Here is a 20,455-nt window from a genome sequence, read left to right on the forward strand (position 1 = left end):
ACCCATGATGCTCCACCTGTCCGATCGCGACATCCTCAACGAGCTAGAGCCCATCGCCGAAGCGAACCTCAACGACCACCTGGCCAAGGCCAAGATGTGGCACCCGCACGACTACGTGCCGTGGGACGAGGGCCGCAATTTCGCGGCGATGGGCGGCGACGACTGGGATCCCGAACAGTCGCGGTTGAGCGAGGTCGCCAAGGCGGCGATGATCACCAACCTGCTCACCGAGGACAACCTGCCCTCCTACCACCGCGAACTCGCCGACACCTTCGGCTTCGACAACGCCTGGGGCACGTGGGTGGGCCGGTGGACCGCCGAGGAGAACCGGCACGGCATCGTGTTGCGCGACTACCTCGTGGTGACCCGCGCGGTGGACCCGGTCGCCCTGGAAGAGGCCCGGATGTCGCACATGACCGCGGGCATCGCCAAGCCGGAGAAGGGTTCGCAGTTCCTCAAGGGCGTCGCGTACGTCACCCTCCAGGAGTTGGCGACCCGGATCAGTCACCGCAACACCGGCGCCCTGTGCAACGACGCGGTCGCCGATCGGATGCTGGCCCGCATCGCCGCCGACGAGAACCTGCACATGATCTTCTACCGCAAGCTGTGCGCGGCGGCGCTGGATCTGACCCCCGATGCCGCGATGCGAGCCATCACCGACGTGATCCTGCAGTTCCAGATGCCGGGCCTGAACCAGCCCAACTTCCGCCGCAACGCGGTCCTGCTGGCCAAGCACGGCGTCTACGACCTGCGCCAACACCTCGACGTGGTGCTGCGCCCGACCCTGCGCACCTGGCGGGTCTTCGAGCGCACCGACTTCGGCGCCGAGGGCGAGATCGCCCGCGAGGAGCTGAACGCCTACATCCTCGACCTCGAGGTGAAGGCGGCCCGTTTCGAGGAGCAGCGCGACCGCGCGCTGGCCAGGGCGGCCGCGCGCGCGTCCTGAATCAGACCACGGCAAAAACCGCTGGCGGCGTCACATACAGTTGACCGTTATGAGGGAGAAAGGCCGGAAGGTCATCGCGACCAACCGCAAGGCCCGCCACAACTACACGATCCTGGACACCTATGAGGCCGGGATCGCGCTGGTGGGCACCGAGGTGAAGAGCCTGCGCGAAGGCAAGGCCTCCCTGGTCGACGCCTTCGCCACGGTCGACCACGGCGAGGTCTGGTTGCGTGGGCTGCACATCCCGGAGTTCAGCCACGGCACCTGGACCAACCACTCGCCGCGCCGCACCCGCAAGCTGCTGCTGCACAAGCGCGAGATCGAGCACCTGGTCGGTAAGTCGCGCGAGGGCAACCAGACGCTGGTGCCGCTGTCGATGTACTTCTCCGACGGCAAGGTGAAGGTCGAGCTGGCGCTGGCCAAGGGCAAGCAGGATTACGACAAGCGTCAGGACCTGGCTCGCAAGCAGGCCGAGCGTGAGGTCACCCGAGAGGTCGGTCGGCGGGTCAAAGGCATGCGTTGATCTCCGTAGTGCTCGCCCTGGTCGCAGCGGCGGGCTACGGAGTCAGCGACTTCTTCGGCGGGATCGCCGCGCGCAGGGTCACCGCGTTGCGCGTGGTGGTGGTGTCGTATCCGTTCTCGGTGCTGTTGGTTTTGCTGATCGCGCCGTTGGTAGGCGGGCACGCGGACACCGCGTCGATGCTGTGGGGGCTGGCGGCCGGGGTCGCGGCGGGGTTGGCGGTGTGGTGGTTCTACGCGGCGCTGGCCGACGGGCCGATGTCGGTGGTGTCGCCGGTCACCGCGGTGTTGGTCGCGGGGATCCCGGTCATCGCGGGGCTGTTCCTCGGCGAACGGCCGGGCTCGCTGGCGATCGCCGGCATCGCATTAGCGCTGGTCGCGGTCGTTTTGGTCAGTCGCGAGGCACCCGACGAGACCACCGAGGAGATCACCGGCGGCCGACCGCTGCGCTTCACCCGTCGCGTCGCGCTGCTCACCGTCGGCTCGGGTGTGGCCTTCGGCTTCACGTTCTTCTTCCTGCACGAAACCAGCGCGAGCGCGGGTCTGTGGCCACTGCTGGCCCAACGCACCGCGGCCACCGCCGTCGTGTGGACCTGCGCGCTGGCAGCCGGACAATTCCGCGGCCTGCACGGCGAACCCTTGCGGCTGGCACTGGCGGTCGGCGTGCTGGACGTGATCGCCAACGCCGCCCTGCTCTACGCCTTCCACGGCGCGATGCTGTCGGTGGTCAGCGTGATCGGCTCGCTCTATCCCGCCGCGACGGTGCTGCTGGCGATGGTTCTGCTCGGCGAACGCATCAGCAACATCCAGAAGGCGGGCATGGTCCTGGCATTGGGCGCGGTCGCCATGATCGCCGCGAGCTGACCGCTAGAGCCGAGTGCAGGGCTCGTGCAGTCCCAGCCTGCCCAGCGTGGTCCCGCGATACCCGACCTCGACCGCCCTGGCACCCATCGGCGCCTGCGCGTCCGGTTCGAAAACCGCCGACCACTCCCTGCCGAGGTCTGGCGCGTCGGCACCGGACGGATGGATGGCGACCATGCCCTCACCGTCGGGAGTCAGACCGTCTGCCGCGCGCCGCAGTCCCGGCCGGGTGAGATCGCCGTTCTCGGCGGCGGCGGTGAGCAGGGCTTTGAGTGGGTAGGAGATCGCCCAGCCCAGCGAGTAGCCGAAATTGGCGGGTTCGCCGGTGGTCGCCTCGCGGGCATGTTTGGCGCCGATGCTGTCGCCGGCCCAGCTGTCCACCGGGGTCATGTAGTTGTAGAGCGCGGTGAGCGCGGGCGCGGCGGGGGTCTTCAGCAGCGCCGCGTTCCAGGTGGGCACCGAGCCGAGGAAGCGGCCGGTGAAACCCGAACCCACCAGTTTGCCCACGATTTCAGCGGTTTCGACCGGGCCGGTGGCCAGCAGCACCAGTTCGGGTGCCGCGGTGAGGATCTCCTTGACCGGCCCGTCCTGATTGCCGACCTCCCCGTTGGGGCCGGTATCGATGCGGGCCGTGATCGTCGCCCCGTTGGCCGCGGCCCACTTCGACGCCCCGGCCGCGTAGTCGCTGCCGTAGTTGCCGCGATTGGCCACCACAGCGATATCGCGGGGCGCATAGTGATGCTCGGCGAACCAATCGAGGCCGGTCACCGCCTCGGTGCAGTAGGAATAGCCCGCGCTGAGCACCAGGTTGTGGTCGACGCTGCGATAGTTCCAGCCCGACCACTGGGTGGCCGCGGTGGCGACCATATCGTCGGCATCCATCCGGTTGAGCGTCGCGATGGTCTGCGAGGTCCCGAAACTCATCGCCAAGGCCAGCACGTGCGGCTCGATCGCCTCGTACTCGGCGCGATGTAGGCGCGGATCCTGCGATGTATTGCGGGTATAGGACGTGATATCGACGTCATAGCCGCCGATCCCGCCCGCTTGGTTCACCCTGTTCCAGAACGCCCGCTGACCCTCGTGCATCGAGGTGCCCAGCGCGCTGAAAGGCCCGTTCTCCAGATCCGAGAGCACGCCGAGATAGATGCACCCGCGATCGGTGTGCGCCGAACCCGGACACGGCGTGCTGGTGACGCCCGGCACGGCGGTGGGCTCGCTCGACGAGCAGGCCGCGGCGAGCACGAGGCTCGCGACCGCCGGGATCGCCGCGAACCGGCGCAGTCGACGCCGACTGGTGAATGCCATGGGATAACTCCTTGCTCCAGTCGCCCAGGACATTTGACGGTTCCGGGACGGCCGAACGGGAACAGTACCCGCCCGCACCCGCGCTCCCACCCGGTTTCGCCCACGCGGCCGCACGGGGTTCGCCACAAGATCACTTCACCGACAGCGCGAGCTGGCAAAATAATGGGATGATCCGCGGGCTTCGCAGTGTTAATATGACTAGCCCGCACGGTGCGGGCACGTACGGGGCTGAACGGTTTCGACTGCGTACGTAGATTCAGGGGAAGCGTGTCGGTGCAGGCAAGAGACCACCGTAAGCGTCGCTGCAACCAATTAAGCGCCGATTCCAATCAGCGCGAGTACGCCCTCGCTGCCTAAGTAGCCAGGTCGTCTCTGCCAGTCCGGGTTCGTCCCTCGACCCGGGGACTGGCATCAGCTAGAGGGAATTACCGTTCGGCTCGGTCGCGGAGTCGGATGGGACATCTCACAGCGACTGGGATCGTCATCCAGGCTTGTTCGCGAGACTTGGAGATCCAAGCAGAGACATAGCGAACTGCACACGGAGAAGCCCTGAAGACGCGGCGGAGGACCCGGGTTCGATTCCCGGCAGCTCCACTGGAAGCCCCTCACCTGACACACAGGTGAGGGGCTTTTTCATACCCTGACTGGCCGGACGCGATGCTGGCGACGGAACGTGTGAGTCTTGGGTCGAAGAACCCTGTGGCGCTTGGACTATCGTTTCGGCATAAAGGTCAGCCGGTGATCGAGGTTCTGGGGGAAACGTGCGGAAGTTGATCGCGGTCGGTGTGGTTGCCGTCTGTCTGGCGTTGACGGCGTGTGGTGCTGGATCGGGCGATCCGGAAAGCCCGGTGACGACCATGCAGACCACCTCGGCGCCTGTCACGACCACTGCCGAGCCGGCGAAAAGTCCCGCTGCGTGGTCGGTGTCGGACTACAGCAGCGACTCCTCGATGGTGGCGGTGGTCGGGGATGTCGTGCTGACGCCGCGAGAGACAGCGATGGTGGCGCTGAATCGCAAGTCCGGCAAGGAGTTGTGGCATGGCGAGCGCAGTGGCGGCGACTACAACACCTATTGGATCAGCGGGCCCCTGGTCGTGCTCGTCGATAAGCCGCAGAACAATTCCGGGCCGTACTTGTTCGAGGTCATCGACATCGCAAGTGGGTCGACCCGCTGGCAAGCCAGCGCCGACGAGGTGTCGGTCTTCGACAAGGCCGTCTACACCTCCGATTGCCAGCAGGCGAGTGGCCGCAAGGAAAAATGCGCGACCATGCGACGCGACCTTCGCGACGGGAAGTCGACCTGGACGGCACCGGCGACAGGGAAAGTCAGCGAGGCCGAAATCGGACTGGGCAGCCAGCAGGCCACCATCGAACGACCCTATGTCGCATTCTCGGTGCCATCCCCGCCGTCGGATATTCAGTGGGCTCTGCTGGAGACAGCGACTGGCACAGTGCTCCCGGTCCGCGCGAAAAATCGTGCATGGTACGAAATCGCGGTCGAGAATTCGCTGATCGTCACCGATAACAGCGATGTCCGTGGCGAGGGCGCGTGCCCGGTATCGGTCGAGGCGTTCGACGGTCACAGCGGAACCACGAAGTACTCCACGACCGTGAACAGTGGTCGCCGCAAGGACGGGGAGTGCGAGCATTCCCTCGGCCCGACGCCTGGCGATGGATTCACCGGCAGCGGGTCACGCGTCGCGGCGGTCAGCGATGACGGGTCGGTTCAGCTCCTCGATCTCGTCACGGGAAACGTGGTGTGGACTTCCGAGATCAAGGGCACCGCGCTCGACGCTGACGACCGATCACTGCTGATCTCCGAGCACGCGGACCAGGGTTCGCTCACCCTCGTCGACATGACCACCGGTCAGCGGAAATGGACGGTCGCCGATCCGGGCTTCATCGGATACCCGTCCGAGCGAACAACTTTCGTCGTCGGCGACCGGGTAGTGGTCGGCGGGCGGGTTCTTGTCGGCGAGTACAGCGCGCCGCCGGTCACGCTCGTCTACGACCGCGAAACCGGCAGGGAACTGTCCAGGTATGACGCAGACCTGGCAGGCGCGGGTGCCGACTGGGTCGCCATCGGTCGCAGCGTCGCGGAAAAGTACGTTCTCGAGTTCCACGGCTAGATCAGAGCTCTAGGCAGACCTGGTGCGGGGTCGCGCGGGTGGGCCACGTCAAACTGGGTGAATGACGCGGTATGCATACGACTCGGGGGCGGGGACGCTGGTCGCTACCTGGGGGACCGGTCGGGGGGATGTCGCGCAGACTGTCGCGGCGGTGTCGGGGGTGGCGCGGGGGGTGGAGTTGGCGGCGGCGTTGGCTAGTTTGGCTCGGTGTCAGTGGCGCACGTATACGCATCCGGCCACGGCGGCGGGCGATCCCGATGTGGAGGACGGGGAGGCGTGGCGGCGGGCGCAGGAGCGGGGGCGCTTCGAGAAGGTCGAAGAGGCGTTGCGTGCGCCGAACCTGCCCGATGAGGACGGGTGCATGCTCGTGTTCTACAGCCCGATCGAGGAATCCGCGCACCATGTCGGCCGGGTGCTGCACGCGATCGGTGACCCGGATCTGGTGGACCGGGTGGTGGCCGAGGTGCGCACCGAACAGGCCGCGATCACCGCCGCTGAGCTGGGGGATCTGGCGGGTCGGGCGCGCCAGGCCGTGGAACTCACGCGACCGGAGATCTCCCCGGTCCAGGTCCACGCCGCCGACCGCCTCCTGCGCGACAACCCCCTCGGCACGATCGACCTGTTCACCGAACTCGACCCCGCCGCCGCCTCGGTCGCCGCGGCGCACTGGCTGCGAGCCGCGGCCAAAGTGGCAGGCGACGTCGCGGGCATCGACCCGGTGGACGTGGTCGCCGAAGCCGACGACATCGAAGCGCTCCAAGTAGAAACGCCCACCGTGGTTTTGGAGCGACTGGACGCCGGAGAGACCCCCACGCAGGTGGTCATCGACCTGATCGCCGACGCCATCGCCGTATCCGAGGGCAAGGTCCGCGACCTGGACGGCATCATCGACGCCGCCCAACACCTCGAGGAAAGCGACGACAACGACTGGACCGACGGCATTCGCATCTGCCGCCTCGACCCCACCCGCCCCGCGATCGACCTGCTCGAAGACCTACTGGGCGGCATCCGAGGCTGCTGGCTGGTGTTCAGCGAACAGGACCGCGACGCCGGCTTCGAAACCGCGGTGCGCACCGAAGCCGACGCCGAGACCTACCCGCTGCAGTGACTTAACCGCCCGCGCGACGACGGAAGGTCCGCTTCCCGCCTGCTTGCGCGTGCGTGCCACGCACCTTGGCGTCGTTCTGGGCGGTGCCACCCGCGGTGGAGTGGCCGTTCTTGCGATCGAGCGCCTCGCGGAACTTCCGCTTGGTCGCCTGCTCCGGGGTTTCGTTCACGTCACCGGATTGCTGCTGTTCATCGGGCATGGGTACAGCCTGCCACCTCGCCGCGCCTTCGCGTACCACGGCCATGGCCGTACCTGGATGGCCGCGAGTAGGATCCACCGATGCGGGGCTGGCCAGGAGGGATGTGGCTGTGATCGAAGTATGGGGTGAGCGGGTCGCGGTCCGGTACGCGGACGGGCGGCTGGTGACCACGCCGTTGCGCGCGGACAACGACATCGCGCTGGACGTCGGGGTCGCGGAGTTGGGCCGGATCGCCTTGGCTACCACCGAGGACGGGCAGATGGCGTTGCTGCTGTTCTTCCGGTCTGCGCAGTTCGTGGTCAATGGCGCGTCGACGCAACGTCATCCGGTGCCGGTGTATTTGGAAACCGGCTTGCGTGAACAGGCGCAGGCACTGATCAGGGCTGTCGAACGTGACTTGACCAGTCTGCGAAGGGTTTTCCCGCCTCGTCCGAATCTGGTTCCCCCGCAGAGATCCGATGACGCGCAACGCCCCGACATTTCAGCCGCAGCGCACCGAATGCGTCAGCAGGGCAACTGTTTACGCGAAATCGACATCCTGCACAACATCGCCCGCCCCGACGAGTACATCCTCGAACTGGCCCAAGCAGGCCACGAAGGCGCACCGGGACTGGTCGCGATCACCACACTGCGACTGCTGTTCGTGTCCGAGTGGGCGGTCTACGAGTTCCCGGTCTCGGTTCTGACCGGCGCCCAAGTGCTGACGGGAAGAGTTGCGACACTGCGCATTTCGGGCGCGGGCACCGACCTGGACTTCGTGGACTGGGAACCGACCGACTTCACCCGCATCACCGAAGCCGTGCGCCTGGCGTGCGAAATCGAACACGTCGACGGTTCGATCGCCCAGTCTCTGCCGTCCTCGGCGGACCTGTTCGCCGAATGGCAACTGCTGGTGGAACGCCGCAAACTCGGCATGGTCGACGACGACCCGTTCCGCCGCGAAGCCGTCGGCATCATGCTGACGATGCCGGGCTGAACACCGGCGCACCCGGATGCAGGGCCACCCGCCGCCACGGACTCGACGGCCGCAGGTGCAGCCCCGCGATCATCCTTCTGCGTTCTGCCACTTGGCTTTTCGCGGCCGAAAGATCCTGCGTGGCCGCCCAGAAGATCGCGCCCGTGAGGAACCCGTCGCCGAACTGCCGCCAGTTGCGATAGTGCTGCCGCGCCCGGTCCAGCCCCGTCAGCATGTGCTCCCACGCTTCGTCCTCGGTGAGATAACCCGCCGTGCACGCGGCACGAGCGATGAACACCAGCCGCGCCAAATCCCATGCGGTGGCGTCGATTTGCAGCGGCGTGGGCAAGCTGTCGGTGATGCCGAGCTTGATGGCCTGCAACCACGCGTCGTAGTCGCGGTCGATCCCCGCCGGTCCGCGATAACCGCGGAAACCCGACAGTGTGTGCAGGAATTCGCGATGCTCATCGGCCAAACCGGACCGGTCGACGCGCCCCGTGTCGGTCGCGGCGGCAACGGCCAGCGGATGCACCAGTTCGAACAGCGGCGCGTGCATCCCTGCCAGCAGTCGGCGCACGGTGTCGTGCGCGTCCTCGGCATTGTCGACACCCCAGGATTCGTGCAGTCCCTCGATCGTGGTCTCCCGCCGAGTCGACGAACTGTCGGGTTCCTCGGGCAGGAACGCGACGCCATCGCACTGCGCGCCCCAACTGCGCCCGTAGTACGCGCCGACGGCCAACGCCGTGATCCGGTCGTCGTCGATCGAATTCCCCGACCACACATCGGGCTCGACATCGATGTCGGCGCCCGGAAATCCCGCCACGCGCGGCCGCCCACCCTGCACGGAAGCTGTCGGTTGCACTGGCACCCCTCTTTGCGCCGAACTGTCGAGCCGAACGTCGTGCCGCCAGATCCTAGTCGGCGAACATACCTACGAGGAACTTGTCGGTGGGCAGGACTACCGTCGAGAACGTGGCCGAATACCGGGAACGCGCATCGCGACTGGACGCAGCAGTGGTCTGGTCGCGAACCATGCCCGCGCACCCGGCTCCGGTCACGGTGTTGCCCGATGGGTGCATGGACCTGATCTGGACGGAGGGCGCCCTGATGGTCGCGGGCCCGGACAGTCGCGCGTTCGTGGCGCCGAGCGCGCGATCCACCGAATTCGTCGGCATCCGATTCGCGCCGGGCACCGCGCCCACGTTGCTCGGCATTCCGGCGGTGGAACTGCTGAACCAGCGCGTCGATCTGACCGCGCTCGCACCGCCGCGTTTCACCCGCGAACTGATCGACCGCATCGACAACGCGCCCGACCGCGTTGCGGCCATGGAGGCGATCGCATTACGATTCGCCGCCGAAAACGGCCCGACAGACCCCGTGCTCACCGCCGTCGTCGACACCCTGTCGGCAGGCGCGACGGTCGCTCACACCGCCGCGAGCACGGGCATGTCACCACGGATGTTGCACCGTCGCTCGCTGTTCGCCTTCGGCTACGGACCCAAGATGTTGGCCCGTATTCTGCGTTTTCAACGCGCATTGACAGCAATTCGCACCGGCATCCCACCTGCGCGAATCGCCGCGACGACCGGTTTCGCCGACCAAGCGCACCTGTCACGGGAGGTCCGTTACCTGGCCGGATGCTCGATCAACACCCTGAAAACCCGCTGATCGGGCGAACCACTGCCCGGAAAGTCTCATTCGGCACAGCACGGCGGAAGGTTTAGGCTCGACTGTGCACGCCCCGTCGCAAGTGCTTAGGCAAGTCCGAACACCGACGAGAGGATGTGACCCGATGATCGATGAATCCGTGTACTCCACGCTCCGTATCGAGGCCGAACGAGACGAAATCCGTCGGCTTGTCGTGGGCGCTGTCGTCGTCCGCCACCATCGCGTGCTCATCCTGCGCCGTCGACGATCGGATTTCCTCGGTGACCGGTGGGAGTTGCCCAGTGGGGTGGTCGAGCCGGGTGAGGCACTCGATGAGGCGGTGACTCGCGAAGTCGCGCAGGTGACCGGGCTCGAGGTCACCGGAATCAGCGACTACCTCGGCGATTTCGACTATCTGACCGGCGACGGCGCCCGCACCAGACAGTTCACCTTCGTGGTCGACGTGGCCGCGACCGGACCGCTGACGCTGACCGACCACGACGCGCACCTGTGGACCCGCCTGACCGGAGAACCCCCGGTCAGCGACGAGGTCCGCGACATGCTCGGCGTGTATCAGCAGCGCCAGCGCGACCCGCACGGGTGGTCGGCCTACTCGCTGGGCAACGGCGCGTAGAGGTCGATGCCGTGTCCGTCGGGGTCGGCCACGCACGCGTACCGCTGACCCCAGAAGGCGTCCCACGGCGGAGTTTCCCCGTGGTGGCCGGCGTCGACGAGCTCGCCGTAGAGCTTGTCGACCTCGGCCGGGTCGGCGCACCGAAACGCCAGACTGCTGCGTCCGGGCCCGGTCGGCGGTTGCCAGCCGGGGGTGAACGAGGCGACCGTGGCCTCGGTGTCCAGAAGCAGCCGCATACCGCCGATCGCGGCCTCGGCATGCCCTTCGGACTCGGCACCCTCGGGGAATTCCAGCCCCAACCGGCGGTAGAAGGCCACCGAGGCGGCCATATCGGACACGATGACGGAGATGGCATCAAGCTGTGGAGTCATCTTCGCAGCGTAAACAGCCGACCCCGGTGCCGTCTTGAAGAAATCGGACGTCAGTCGAGAGTGCCCAGCACCCGGTTCACGTAGTCGTTGGCGAAGACGCCGGTGGGGTCGAAGCGGCGGCGCACCGCGGTGAAGCGATCCCAGTCCGGGTAGCGCGCGCTCAGCGTCTGCGCGGTCTGGAAGTGCCGCTTGCCCCAGTGCGGCCTGCCGTTGTAGGTGTCGAACACGGCCTCGCACGCACGGAAGTACGGCTCCCACACCATGCCCTGATACTGGTGCACCGCGATGTAGCAGGTCTCGCGACCGCTCGCGGGGGACAGGAAGGCGTCGTCGGGTGCCACCCACCGCACCTCGATCGGCATCGGCGTGCCGAATTGCCTGCCCAGTTCCAGGATTTCACGAATCGCGGCGGACGCGTGTTCGCGCGGGATCGCGTATTCCATCTCGTTGAACTTCACCAGCCGCGGCGTGGAGAACACCCGGTACGACCGGTCGACCTGCCGGTTGTTGCTGCCGGCCAGGGTGGCCGCGCGGTGAATCATGGGGATAGTGGCCGGAATTCGACGTCCCAGCTTGCACATGCCGTTGTAGAGGTGGTTGGCGACCAGGATGTCGTTGATCCACTCGTTCACCTTGCCGCGCGGCTTCTCCGGCGCGGCGGTGCGATTGATGGCCTTGGTCATCGTGGTTTGGCTGTGCGGGAAGGCGAAGAACTCGAAATGCGCACTGCCGTCGGCGTATTCGTCGATGTTGTCGAGAAGGTCGTCCAGTGGGACCGGCTTCTCCACGCACTCGAGCACGAACGACGGCTCGAGCTGCAGTGTGGCCGCGGTGACGATGCCCAGCGCACCGATGCTCACGCGCGCGGCCTTCCAGCCGTCGGGATCGGTCTGCTCGTTGAGCTCCACGCGGGTGCCGTCGGCGCGCAGGACTTCCACCGAGTGCAGTGCCGCGGAGATATTGCGCAGTCGGGAACCGGTGCCGTGCGTGGCGGTGGCGGTGGCACCGGCCAGCGTCTGGGTGTCGATGTCGCCGAGGTTGGGAAACGCCAGCCCGTGGTCGTGCAGCAGCGGGCTCGCCGCGTGCAGCGAGATTCCGGCTTCCACGCGCACCTGGCCGGTGGCGGCGTCGACGTCGAGAATCTTGTTCAAACCACCCAGATCGAGCAGGGTGCCGTCGGTGAGCACGGCGTCGGTGAACGAGTGTCCCGACCCGGCGACGCGCACGGTACGCCCGGCGGCGGCCGATTCGGCCACGATCGCGGTGAGTTCTTCCACGTCACGGGGCGCGGCGACGACGGCGGGTGTGCAGCGCTGCTCGCCTGCCCAGTTCACCCAGGTGCTCTTGGTCATGTGACCAACATTAGAGGATGTGGTGTGACGCGCGCTACTGCTGGGCGGTAGTTCGGCTCAGCGACGACGGCCGAGGCAGCCCGCGGCCTTGGCCTGCTCGACCTGTTCGTCGGTCATCGGCGGGATCAGCAACGGGCGGCGCGGCACCACATCGGTGCGAACGCCGTTGAGCGCGATGGCCATATACCGTTGCCACACTTCGGGATTCACCGGCGCCGCGAACTCGGCCAGGGAATTGACCATGTGGATCAACGCGAAGAAGTCGGTGGTGGCGATGTCGGCGTCCACCGCGCCCGCGTCGCGCGCACGATCCACGATCGCGGCCACAGACGGATGGATCCGGTCGCGCAACTCCGCGAATCGGGCCGGATCTTCCTCGAGCTCGAGCATCACCTCGCCGAAACCGCGGTTGGTCGCCAGGTGTTTGCACGCGCTTTCGAAGAACTCGACCAACCCCTGCCACGGATCGGGATTGCGCAGCGCCTCCTCGGCGGCGTCGGCGAAATCCTTCACATGCTGATCGAAGACCTCGGCGATGAGCTCCTTCTTGTTCGCGAAGCGCCGATACACCGTGCCCACGCCGACGCCCGCGCGCTCGGCGACATCGTCGAGGGTGATCTCGAGGCCGTGATCGGCGAACAGTTCGCGGGCGGCCGCGACGATGCGTTGCTGATTGCGCGCGGCGTCGGCGCGCAGTCGGCGGGGTGGTGCGGCAGTCGTCGTGGCGTGATTCACAAGTACATCCTATCAATCCGAGGATTAAGTGGAGGTGGTTTCTCCGTTACTCTGGTAGCTTCGAATGAAGCGGAGGCGATATCTCCGATTATGCCACCGCAAACCACCACCCAGCCTTCCAAGGGGAGTTATGACCACCACACTCGACACCGGGCCGACCAGCCCCACCGACACCGGTCGCCGTGGCTCACACGCCCTGCGCTGGTGGGTCCTGGCCGTGCTCGGCATCGCCCAGCTGATGGTCGTGCTCGACGCCACCATCGTGAACATCGCCCTGCCCGCCGCCCAGGCCGACCTGGGCTTCGGCGACGGCGACCGCCAATGGGTCATCACCGGCTACGCGCTGGCCTTCGGCAGCCTGCTGCTGCTGGGCGGACGCCTGAGCGACCTGTTCGGCCGTCGCAACACCTTCATCGTCGGCCTGGTCGGCTTCGCGGTGGCCTCGGCCATCGGCGGCGCGGCAGGCAGCTTCGAGATGCTCGTCGCCGCGCGCGTGGGCCAGGGCGTGTTCGGCGCACTGCTCGCGCCCGCCGCCCTGTCGCTGCTCACGGTCACCTTCACCGAACCCGGCGAACGCGCCAAGGCCTTCGGCATCTTCGGCGCGGTCGCCGGTGCCGGTGGCGCGATCGGCCTGCTGCTGGGTGGCGTGCTCACCGAATGGGCGTCGTGGCGCTGGGCCATGTACGTGAACCTGGTCTTCGCCGCCGTCGCGCTCGTGGGCGCGGTGCTACTGCTGGCCAAGCACACCGCGACCTCGCGGCCCAAGCTCGACTGGACCGGCACCGTGGCCGTCACCGTCGCGCTGTTCGGCATCGTCTACGGCTTCTCGCACGCCGAATCCCACGGCTGGAGCGACCCGGTCACCCTGGCCTTCCTGCTCGGTGGCGCGGTGTTGCTGGCGGCCTTCGTGTGGATCGAGACCAAGGTCGCGCACCCGTTGCTGCCGCTGCGCATCGTCGCCGACCGCACCCGTGGCGCGTCGTACCTGACGGTGTTCATCATGGGCATCGGCATGTTCGCGATCTTCTTGTTCCTGACCTTCTACATGCAGCTGACCCTGCAGTACACGCCGATCGTGACCGGCCTGGCGTTCCTGCCGATGGTGGCGGGCATGGTCGTTTCCTCGACCACCGCACCCTCGCTGCTGCTGCCGCGGTTCGGGCCCAAGATCGTGATCAGCGGCGGGTTCCTGGTCGCCGCGGCCGGCATGTTGTGGCTGACTCGGATCGGTCTGGACACCGGCTATGTCACCCACATCCTGCCCGCGCTGGTGCTGCTCGGCCTCGGCCTCGGCGGAGCGATGTCGGTGGCGTTCCAGGGTTCGACCGCGGGCGTGCAGCACGAGGACGCGGGCGTGGCCTCGGCGATGGTCAACACCAGCCAGCAGGTCGGCGGTTCCATCGGCACCGCGCTGCTGAGCACGATCGCGGCCTCGGCGATGACCGATTACGTGTCATCGAACCAGCCCGGCCCGCTCACCATGGCGCAGGGCGCGATCCAGAGTTACACCACCAGTTTCTGGTGGGCCACGGCTACTTTCGTGCTCGGCGCGATCGTGATCGCGGTGCTCATGCCCAACACCGTGCCCGAGCCGGCCGAAGGTGAACCGGTGCTCGCGCACTGATCCGACCCCGCCGACACGATGGCCCGAACCGACAATCGGTTCGGGCCATCGTCATTCACCTACTCGGTCTGCTGAAAGTTTGCCGCGACCGCACCGCTGCGCTTAGTGTCGGTGGGGCTGGATACCATGAGCATCGACCATCATTCGGATCGGCCGCAGGGGAGGGCGCATGACATCGCAACCCCCAGTGCTGGACGCATCCGTGCTCGCGGCGGTCTCGCTGGGCGGCGGACTCGGTGCCACCGCGCGGTACGCAGTAGGCCACTTCTGGCCGGTGCCCGCAGGCCGGTTCCCGTGGTCGACGCTGACAGTGAATGTGCTGGGCTGCTTCGCGATCGGCGTGCTGATGGTCATGATCACCGAAGTGTTCGAAGCGCCGAAACTGGTGCGCCCGTTCCTCGGCATCGGCGTGCTCGGCGGCTTCACCACCTTTTCCACCTACAGTCTCGAGATTCGTGGACTCCTCGACAGCGGTGCGATCGGCACGGCCGTCGCCTATATCGGTGTGACGGTGTTCGCGGCGTTGGGCGCGGTAGCTGCGGGCATGAGCGCGACCCGGTGGATGTCGACGCGACGGGCAGCGTCATGAATTCGACAACGCACAGGGACTCGGCACGGGGAGTCGCGGCATGACAGTGGTTCTCGTGCTGGCAGGCGGGATGCTCGGCGCACCCGCGCGCTACCTGATCGATCGGGCGATGGCGGCCCGGTTCTCGACTGGGCTGCCGTGGGGCACGCTAACCGTTAACATTGTCGGTTCGGCGTTGCTCGGGGGTTTGATCGGCGCGAGTGCGGGCAGTTCGCTGTTGGCATTCGCGGCAACCGGCTTCTGTGGTGCGCTGACCACGTTCAGCACGTTCGGGTACGAGACGGTCCGTCTGGTAACCGAAGGGGCCTACGTGTATGCCGTGGGCAATGTCGTGATCAGCGTCGCGGCGAGCCTGGCCGCGGTGTACGCCGCCGCGTCCCTGACCCAGTGGTTGTGCGCATGATCCTCATGACCAGCCGCGCGCAGCCGACACGGAAGGGAACACCCACCATGGCCCACGATCGCGCCGGACGGCCGGCCCGCCCGACCGACCTGGTGGACATCGCTCACCTGGTCACCGCGTACTACAGCCTCGTCCCCGATCCGGACGAGCCCAGCCATCAGGTGGTGTTCGGCACCTCGGGGCACCGTGGGTCCAGCGAGGACAGCGCGTTCAACGAGGCGCACATCATGGCCATGACGCAGGCGATCGTGGAATACCGTGCCACCCGCGGCATCACCGGCCCGGTCTACCTCGCGCGCGACACCCACGCCCTGTCCGAACCCGCCTGGACCACCGCACTCGAGGTCCTGGCAGGCAACGGCGTCACCGCCGTGATCGACGCCCGCGGCCGCTACACCCCCACTCCCGCACTGAGTCATGCTGTGCTGCGCCATAACAGGGGCGGCACCAAGCACCAGGCCGACGGTATCGTGGTCACCCCCTCGCACAACCCCCCGCGCGACGGCGGCTTCAAATACAACCCACCGCACGGCGGCCCCGCCGACACCACCGCCACCGACGCCATCGCCGCGCGCGCCAACGAGTTACTGCGCGGCGGCCTCGCCGACGTCAAGCGGGTGTCGCTGGATCAAGCGATGAACTCCTATGTCGAACGCTACGACTACCTCGACAAGTACGTGTCCGACCTGCCGAACGCGTTGAACCTGGACGCGATTCGCGGCGCGGGCATCCGCATGGGCGCCGACCCGATGGGTGGCGCGAGCGTGGACTACTGGGAGGAGATCGGGCAGCGTTTCGATCTCGAACTCGAAGTGGTCAACCCGTTCGTCGACCCGACCTGGCGTTTCATGACCCTCGACAGCGACGGCCAGATCCGCATGGACCCGTCCTCACGGCACGCCATGGCCGCGCTGGTCGGCATCAAGGACGACTACGACATCTCCACCGGCAACGACGCCGACGCCGACCGGCACGGCATCGTCACCCCCGACGGTGGCCTGATGAACCCCAACCACTTCCTGGCCGTGGCCATCGAATACCTGGTCGCGAACCGGATGTGGTGGGACGCGCTGACCAAGATCGGCAAGACCGTGGTCACCTCGTCCATGGTCGACCGCGTGGTCGGTGTGCTCGGCCGTGACGTGCACGAGGTGCCGGTCGGGTTCAAATGGTTCGTTCCCGGATTGTTCAGTGGCAGTTTGGCTTTCGGCGGTGAGGAAAGCGCGGGCGCGTCGTTCCTTCGCATGGACGGCACCGTGTGGACCACCGACAAGGACGGCATCCTGCTGTCGCTGCTGGCCGCCGAGATCGCCGCGGTCACCGGCCAAACCCCGTCGGCCCGCTACGGCGAACTCGAACGCCAATACGGCAGCCCGGCTTACGCGCGCATCGACGCCGCCGCCACCAGCGAGCAGAAGACCAAGCTCGCCCGCCTGACCCCCGACGCCGTCACCGGCACCGAGATCGCGGGCGAGGAGATCACCGGCATCCTCACCACCGCACGCGGCAACGGCGCACCCCTCGGTGGCCTGAAGGTGACCACCGAGAACGCCTGGTTCGCCGCGCGCCCCTCGGGCACCGAGGACAAATACAAGATCTACGCCGAATCGTTCCTCGGCCCCGAACACCTCACGCAGGTGCAGGCCGCGGCCGAGGAGATGGTGAACCAGGCGTTGCAGCAGTGAGCTCGTCGACCAAAGTTCGGCTACCCGCGGAGATCTGGGTACTGATCGCGGCGGCGTTCGTGATCGCACTGGGCTTCGGCCTGGTCGCCCCGGTCCTGCCGCAATACGCGCGCGAATTCGGGGTCGGGATCGCGGCCGCGTCGGCGATCGTGAGCGCGTTCGCGTTGATGCGGTTGCTGTTCGCGCCCGCCAGCGGACGTCTGGTGCAGAAGCTGGGGGAGCGGCGGGTCTATCTGGCCGGCATCGCGATCGTCGCGCTGTCCACCGGTGCGTGCGCGCTGGCGCAGACGTATTGGCAACTGCTGGTGTTGCGTTCGCTGGGCGGCATCGGGTCCACGATGTTCACGGTGTCGTCGATGGCGTTGATCATCCGGGTGTCACCGCCCGCCGCGCGCGGTCGAGTGTCGGGGGTGTACTCGACGAGTTTTCTGATCGGGTCGCTGTTCGGGCCCCTGGTCGGCAGTAGTTTGGCCGGGTTCGGGCTGCGCGCGCCGTTCGTGATCTATATGGCCGCGCTGCTCGTGGTGTGTGTGATCGTGTTCGCGGGGTTGCGGGAGTCGCCGGTGCTCGCGCCCGAAAACGGTGTCGCGCCGGTGGAATTCAGCTTCCGGCAAGCGTGGGCCGAACCTGCGTATCGCGCTGTGCTGCTGTCGAGTTTCGCCGGTGGCATCGCGGTCTTCGGTGTGCGGATGGCGTTCGTGCCGTTGCTCGTGGTGGAAACGCTGCATCAGGAAGTCGGCATGGCGGGCGTCGCGCTGACCGTGTTCGCGGCAGGCAACGCGGCGGTGCTGTTCCTGTCGGGACGATTATCGGACCGCTTCGGTCGAAAACCGTTCCTGATCGCCGGGTCGGTCATCTGCGCGATCGGCACGGGCGTGCTCGGCTTCGCGCCCAACCTGCTGTGGTTCCTGATCGCCTCCTTCGTCGCGGGCCTGGGTTCGGGGATGTTCAGTCCCGTGCAACAGGCCGCGTTGGCCGACGTGATCGGGTCGCGGGCGCGCGGTGGGCCGGTGCTGGCGGCGTTCCAGATGGCAGCCGATTTCGGCACGGTGCTGGGCCCGATCGTCATCGGCTGGCTGGCCGAACGCACCTCCTTCGGCGTCGGCATGGCGGTGACCGGTGCGGTGCTCGCGGTGTCGGCGGCGGTGTGGGTGGTCACGCCCGAGCCGTCGACGATCGTGCATCCCGACGATCCCGAGCACCCCGATCACGCGGGCGACGGCATCGACCCGCAGTGCAGTTGCGACGGCAGCCCCGACGGTGTTCCGGTGGTGCGCGACGGCATGGTCCGTACCGGCCTGCGCAAGGATTACGGCGAATCACAGTAATCAATCCGCTGGTCAGCGCTGTTTCGGTATGCCCGGACGGCGAGCGGGTACCGCCTCGAGGCAGAGTGGACGGGTGAGCACAGCCGGTTCTTCGCACAATCCGCGCCCCGTTTCCAGCAACACCACCTACGCGCTGGCCGCGGTGGCGGTCGTCCTGATCGGACTGATCGTGTTCGCGGCCTACAAATGGAGCGCCGAACCGCCGCCCGCCGTCCGCAACGACGGCTACGGCCCCGTCCGCGAGGCCGCCGTGCAGGTCGCCACCACCCCCGACGGCGCCATCCGTCTCGGCCGCCCCGACGCCCGCGCCACCGTCGACATCTTCGAAGACCCCCTCTGCCCCGCCTGCGGCGCGATGGAAACAGCCTTCGGCCAGGAACTGGCCCAAAAGATCGACGAAGGCAAGCTCGCGGTCAACTACCGCCTGGTCACCTTCCTGGACCCCCAGTCCAAGAGCAAGGACTACTCCACCCGCGCGGTAGCCGCCAATCTCTGTGTCGCCCAAACAGGTTCGGGCCCGATCTACAGCAAATTCCACGAGGCCCTGTTCACCACGAAACAGCCCGACGAAGGCGCCTCCGACCTGAGCAACCCAGCCCTGGCCACCCTCGCCACCGAATCCGGCACCCCCGAATCGGTAGCCGCGTGCATCACCAACGGCACCCAAGCCGAGGCCGCCAAGGTGATCGCCGCGAAGAACCTCACCGACCTCGACGCCCGCACCGGCAACGAAGCCGCCACCCCCTCCATCTACAACGGCACCACCAAGATCAACTGGCAAGACGACAACTGGGTAGTGACCGCAGCCCCCTGATCTTCGCGTGAGCTTGCCCACATCCCACCCCTGACCGGCCGATCCTTCCCGCCCCGCACAGCATCAAAACCCCCACATTTCCCCCATCTACCAGCCGATTTGTTGTCTCTCAGACGCATGGTGTAACTTCATTCAGGCAGCAGCGAGAGCCGCTGAAACAACTGAACACGGGGCTATGGCGCAGCTGGTAGCGCACCACACTGGCAGTGTGGGGGTCAGGGGTTCGAATCCCCTTAGCTCCACCCGAGAAATCCTCCGCAGAGATGCGGGGGATTTTTTGTTCGGCTCGATAGAGAAGACGAGAAGTGTGACCAGGTCGTTGGCTGATCTCGCGGTGGGCGACGTATTTCGCACGCGCCACCCACTCGGCTTCCGTCCCCTTGTCGAGGTGACAGCGATCCGCGATGACGTGATCGAAGCTGTGTTGATGGGAACCGAACGCCCACTGAGCTTTTCGCGGATCACCGGCGAGGCGATCGGTGACAAGCCCGAGGACGAGTCGACGGTGATCGAGTCGGTAGTTCTGTTGGCGCCTGCAGTCGTCCAACAGCTGTCGGAGCGCGATCGCCGGGTGCAGGCGTGGGCGGCGGAACAGAAGGAGCGCGGATTCGATTCGCAGTTCACGCTGACCGAAGCGGAGAAGTCCGCAGTGGCCGAGGCGGAGGCGACGTTCGATGCGAACCCCCTCAACCCGCAGCCTCCCGAGGCCGTCGGCGTATTGACGGCACAAGTTCTCGACACCGGTGCGCCGCTGGCAGCGCGGGCGCGAGCTGCCAGGGCGCTCGGCCGATACGAATACCCTGAAGTCGTCGCCATCCTTGTCGACATCGCGTCGTCGCCCGAGTCACCCGACTCGTTGGTCGAATCCGCCGCCACCGGACTGGCTGGGCTCTGGTACTCACGGGACGGTGTGGATGAAGCCGTGAAGAACAGGCTCCTGCCTGCGGCCATGGCGGACATTCGGCGCCGGATCCCGTGGCTCGACGTGGGTTTCTCTCGCCTTTGGTGTTGTCGGTCCTGTGGATTCGATACGCGCGACGAGTACTACTGGGTCGAGGACGACATCTGGCAGCAGGTCGCCGCCGCTACGGACCATTTCCTGTGCATCGGTTGTGTCGAGAATCGCCTGGGTCGGATGCTGTCCGCGAACGATTTCCCCGACGTGCCGATGAACACGCGACCCGGCTGGCACCGAACCGAGAGGCTGAAGGACCGTCTCGCGCGGTGACGGCAGTGCACACCGACAGCCAC

At 66.9% G+C, this 20,455-nt stretch carries 21 protein-coding genes, 1 tRNA gene and 1 other RNA gene; 17 read left to right on the forward strand and 6 right to left on the reverse strand.

All coding sequences use genetic code 11. The annotated features are described in order from the left end of the window. The first annotated feature begins 4 nt into the window (after window positions 1–4). The 3 genes from ACFWVD_RS03585 to ACFWVD_RS03595 are packed head-to-tail and all read left to right on the forward strand — an operon-like array spanning window position 5 to window position 2,329. Window positions 5–946: an acyl-ACP desaturase gene (locus ACFWVD_RS03585; RefSeq protein WP_379240344.1), complete on the forward strand. Its 942-nt coding sequence runs from the start codon at window positions 5–7 to the stop codon at window positions 944–946. A gap of 49 nt (window positions 947–995) precedes the next feature. Next, window positions 996–1,469, forward strand: coding sequence for an SsrA-binding protein SmpB (gene smpB, locus ACFWVD_RS03590; RefSeq protein WP_379240345.1), 474 nt, complete (start codon window positions 996–998; stop codon window positions 1,467–1,469). Then, window positions 1,466–2,329: an EamA family transporter gene (locus ACFWVD_RS03595; protein ID WP_379240346.1), complete on the forward strand. Its 864-nt coding sequence runs from the start codon at window positions 1,466–1,468 to the stop codon at window positions 2,327–2,329. The genes smpB and ACFWVD_RS03595 overlap by 4 nt, the downstream gene beginning before the upstream one ends. A 3-nt stretch (window positions 2,330–2,332) precedes the next feature. Here the strand turns inward: ACFWVD_RS03595 and ACFWVD_RS03600 are convergent, their stop codons facing one another. Beyond that, complete coding sequence (locus ACFWVD_RS03600; RefSeq protein WP_379240348.1) at window positions 2,333–3,631, reverse strand: ABC transporter substrate-binding protein; 1,299 nt, start codon at window positions 3,629–3,631, stop codon at window positions 2,333–2,335. Between the two features lie 224 nt (window positions 3,632–3,855). Here ACFWVD_RS03600 and ssrA point away from each other — a divergent pair. From ssrA to ACFWVD_RS03615, 3 genes are all read left to right on the forward strand, one after another. Beyond that, window positions 3,856–4,228: a transfer-messenger RNA gene (ssrA, locus tag ACFWVD_RS03605) on the forward strand. 164 nt (window positions 4,229–4,392) lie between these two features. Further along, complete coding sequence (locus ACFWVD_RS03610) at window positions 4,393–5,760, forward strand: PQQ-binding-like beta-propeller repeat protein (protein ID WP_379240349.1); 1,368 nt, start codon at window positions 4,393–4,395, stop codon at window positions 5,758–5,760. Window positions 5,761–5,821: 61 nt separating this feature from the next. Continuing rightward, complete coding sequence (locus ACFWVD_RS03615; protein ID WP_379240351.1) at window positions 5,822–6,868, forward strand: hypothetical protein; 1,047 nt, start codon at window positions 5,822–5,824, stop codon at window positions 6,866–6,868. A gap of 1 nt (window position 6,869) precedes the next feature. Here ACFWVD_RS03615 and ACFWVD_RS03620 read toward each other — a convergent pair whose 3' ends face one another. Continuing rightward, complete coding sequence (locus tag ACFWVD_RS03620; RefSeq protein WP_379240352.1) at window positions 6,870–7,067, reverse strand: DUF5302 domain-containing protein; 198 nt, start codon at window positions 7,065–7,067, stop codon at window positions 6,870–6,872. Window positions 7,068–7,176: 109 nt separating this feature from the next. On the opposite strand from ACFWVD_RS03620, the gene ACFWVD_RS03625 reads away from it, so the two are divergent. Beyond that, window positions 7,177–8,043 (forward strand): hypothetical protein, encoded by an 867-nt coding sequence (locus tag ACFWVD_RS03625; protein ID WP_379240354.1) that lies wholly within the window; start codon window positions 7,177–7,179, stop codon window positions 8,041–8,043. Here the strand turns inward: ACFWVD_RS03625 and ACFWVD_RS03630 are convergent. Further along, the gene (locus tag ACFWVD_RS03630; RefSeq protein WP_379240356.1) at window positions 8,021–8,884 is read right to left on the reverse strand and encodes a DUF1266 domain-containing protein; all 864 of its coding nucleotides are present in this window, start codon (window positions 8,882–8,884) and stop codon (window positions 8,021–8,023) included. The two genes, ACFWVD_RS03625 and ACFWVD_RS03630, sit on opposite strands and share 23 nt — an antisense overlap. An 86-nt stretch (window positions 8,885–8,970) precedes the next feature. Here ACFWVD_RS03630 and ACFWVD_RS03635 point away from each other — a divergent pair, with 86 nt between their 5' ends. Beyond that, the gene (locus ACFWVD_RS03635) at window positions 8,971–9,690 is read left to right on the forward strand and encodes a DUF6597 domain-containing transcriptional factor (protein WP_379240357.1); all 720 of its coding nucleotides are present in this window, start codon (window positions 8,971–8,973) and stop codon (window positions 9,688–9,690) included. A 124-nt stretch (window positions 9,691–9,814) separates the two neighbouring features. Next, window positions 9,815–10,303 (forward strand): NUDIX hydrolase, encoded by a 489-nt coding sequence (locus ACFWVD_RS03640; RefSeq protein WP_379240359.1) that lies wholly within the window; start codon window positions 9,815–9,817, stop codon window positions 10,301–10,303. Here the strand turns inward: ACFWVD_RS03640 and ACFWVD_RS03645 are convergent. The 3 genes from ACFWVD_RS03645 to ACFWVD_RS03655 are packed head-to-tail and all read right to left on the reverse strand — an operon-like array spanning window position 10,279 to window position 12,761. After that, window positions 10,279–10,674 (reverse strand): VOC family protein, encoded by a 396-nt coding sequence (locus ACFWVD_RS03645; RefSeq protein ID WP_379240360.1) that lies wholly within the window; start codon window positions 10,672–10,674, stop codon window positions 10,279–10,281. The two genes, ACFWVD_RS03640 and ACFWVD_RS03645, sit on opposite strands and share 25 nt — an antisense overlap. Before the next feature lie 50 nt (window positions 10,675–10,724). Then, window positions 10,725–12,026, reverse strand: a complete 1,302-nt coding sequence (locus ACFWVD_RS03650; protein WP_379240362.1) for a D-arabinono-1,4-lactone oxidase — start codon at window positions 12,024–12,026, stop codon at window positions 10,725–10,727. Window positions 12,027–12,083: 57 nt separating this feature from the next. Beyond that, window positions 12,084–12,761 carry a TetR/AcrR family transcriptional regulator gene (locus ACFWVD_RS03655; RefSeq protein WP_379240364.1) on the reverse strand — a complete coding sequence of 226 codons (678 nt, stop codon included), beginning with the start codon at window positions 12,759–12,761 and terminating at the stop codon, window positions 12,084–12,086. Between the two features lie 130 nt (window positions 12,762–12,891). Between ACFWVD_RS03655 and ACFWVD_RS03660 the strand changes: the two genes are divergently transcribed. The 8 genes from ACFWVD_RS03660 (at window position 12,892) to ACFWVD_RS03695 (ending at window position 20,432) form a co-directional block, all read left to right on the forward strand. Continuing rightward, the gene (locus ACFWVD_RS03660) at window positions 12,892–14,385 is read left to right on the forward strand and encodes an MFS transporter (protein ID WP_379240366.1); all 1,494 of its coding nucleotides are present in this window, start codon (window positions 12,892–12,894) and stop codon (window positions 14,383–14,385) included. A gap of 169 nt (window positions 14,386–14,554) precedes the next feature. Beyond that, window positions 14,555–14,974, forward strand: coding sequence for a fluoride efflux transporter CrcB (gene crcB, locus ACFWVD_RS03665; protein ID WP_379240367.1), 420 nt, complete (start codon window positions 14,555–14,557; stop codon window positions 14,972–14,974). Window positions 14,975–15,014: 40 nt separating this feature from the next. After that, window positions 15,015–15,377 carry a fluoride efflux transporter CrcB gene (gene crcB, locus ACFWVD_RS03670; RefSeq protein ID WP_379240368.1) on the forward strand — a complete coding sequence of 121 codons (363 nt, stop codon included), beginning with the start codon at window positions 15,015–15,017 and terminating at the stop codon, window positions 15,375–15,377. 47 nt (window positions 15,378–15,424) lie between these two features. Further along, complete coding sequence (gene pgm, locus ACFWVD_RS03675; protein ID WP_379240370.1) at window positions 15,425–17,062, forward strand: phosphoglucomutase (alpha-D-glucose-1,6-bisphosphate-dependent); 1,638 nt, start codon at window positions 15,425–15,427, stop codon at window positions 17,060–17,062. Next, the gene (locus tag ACFWVD_RS03680; RefSeq protein WP_379240372.1) at window positions 17,059–18,390 is read left to right on the forward strand and encodes an MFS transporter; all 1,332 of its coding nucleotides are present in this window, start codon (window positions 17,059–17,061) and stop codon (window positions 18,388–18,390) included. The genes pgm and ACFWVD_RS03680 overlap by 4 nt, the downstream gene beginning before the upstream one ends. A 73-nt stretch (window positions 18,391–18,463) precedes the next feature. After that, window positions 18,464–19,204, forward strand: coding sequence for a DsbA family protein (locus tag ACFWVD_RS03685; RefSeq protein WP_379240374.1), 741 nt, complete (start codon window positions 18,464–18,466; stop codon window positions 19,202–19,204). Between the two features lie 169 nt (window positions 19,205–19,373). After that, window positions 19,374–19,446: transfer RNA gene (locus ACFWVD_RS03690), tRNA-Ala, on the forward strand. A 65-nt stretch (window positions 19,447–19,511) separates the two neighbouring features. Further along, the gene (locus ACFWVD_RS03695; RefSeq protein ID WP_379240375.1) at window positions 19,512–20,432 is read left to right on the forward strand and encodes a hypothetical protein; all 921 of its coding nucleotides are present in this window, start codon (window positions 19,512–19,514) and stop codon (window positions 20,430–20,432) included. The last annotated feature ends 23 nt before the right edge of the window (window positions 20,433–20,455 follow it).

The organism is Nocardia sp. NPDC058666, assembly GCF_042714895.1.
Taxonomy (GTDB): domain Bacteria; phylum Actinomycetota; class Actinomycetes; order Mycobacteriales; family Mycobacteriaceae; genus Nocardia.

Bases quoted from the DNA above. Each gene is read 5' to 3' on its own strand.
- ACFWVD_RS03585 (WP_379240344.1), top strand. From the start codon at position 5: ATGATGCTCCACCTGTCCGATCGCGACATCCTCAACGAGCTAGAGCCC.
- smpB (WP_379240345.1), top strand. From the start codon at position 996: ATGAGGGAGAAAGGCCGGAAGGTCATCGCGACCAACCGCAAGGCCCGC.
- ACFWVD_RS03600 (WP_379240348.1), bottom strand. From the start codon at position 3,631: ATGGCATTCACCAGTCGGCGTCGACTGCGCCGGTTCGCGGCGATCCCG.
- ACFWVD_RS03615 (WP_379240351.1), top strand. From the start codon at position 5,822: ATGACGCGGTATGCATACGACTCGGGGGCGGGGACGCTGGTCGCTACC.
- ACFWVD_RS03620 (WP_379240352.1), bottom strand. From the start codon at position 7,067: ATGCCCGATGAACAGCAGCAATCCGGTGACGTGAACGAAACCCCGGAG.
- ACFWVD_RS03640 (WP_379240359.1), top strand. From the start codon at position 9,815: ATGATCGATGAATCCGTGTACTCCACGCTCCGTATCGAGGCCGAACGA.
- ACFWVD_RS03645 (WP_379240360.1), bottom strand. From the start codon at position 10,674: ATGACTCCACAGCTTGATGCCATCTCCGTCATCGTGTCCGATATGGCC.
- ACFWVD_RS03650 (WP_379240362.1), bottom strand. From the start codon at position 12,026: ATGACCAAGAGCACCTGGGTGAACTGGGCAGGCGAGCAGCGCTGCACA.
- ACFWVD_RS03660 (WP_379240366.1), top strand. From the start codon at position 12,892: ATGACCACCACACTCGACACCGGGCCGACCAGCCCCACCGACACCGGT.
- crcB (WP_379240367.1), top strand. From the start codon at position 14,555: ATGACATCGCAACCCCCAGTGCTGGACGCATCCGTGCTCGCGGCGGTC.
- crcB (WP_379240368.1), top strand. From the start codon at position 15,015: ATGACAGTGGTTCTCGTGCTGGCAGGCGGGATGCTCGGCGCACCCGCG.
- pgm (WP_379240370.1), top strand. From the start codon at position 15,425: ATGGCCCACGATCGCGCCGGACGGCCGGCCCGCCCGACCGACCTGGTG.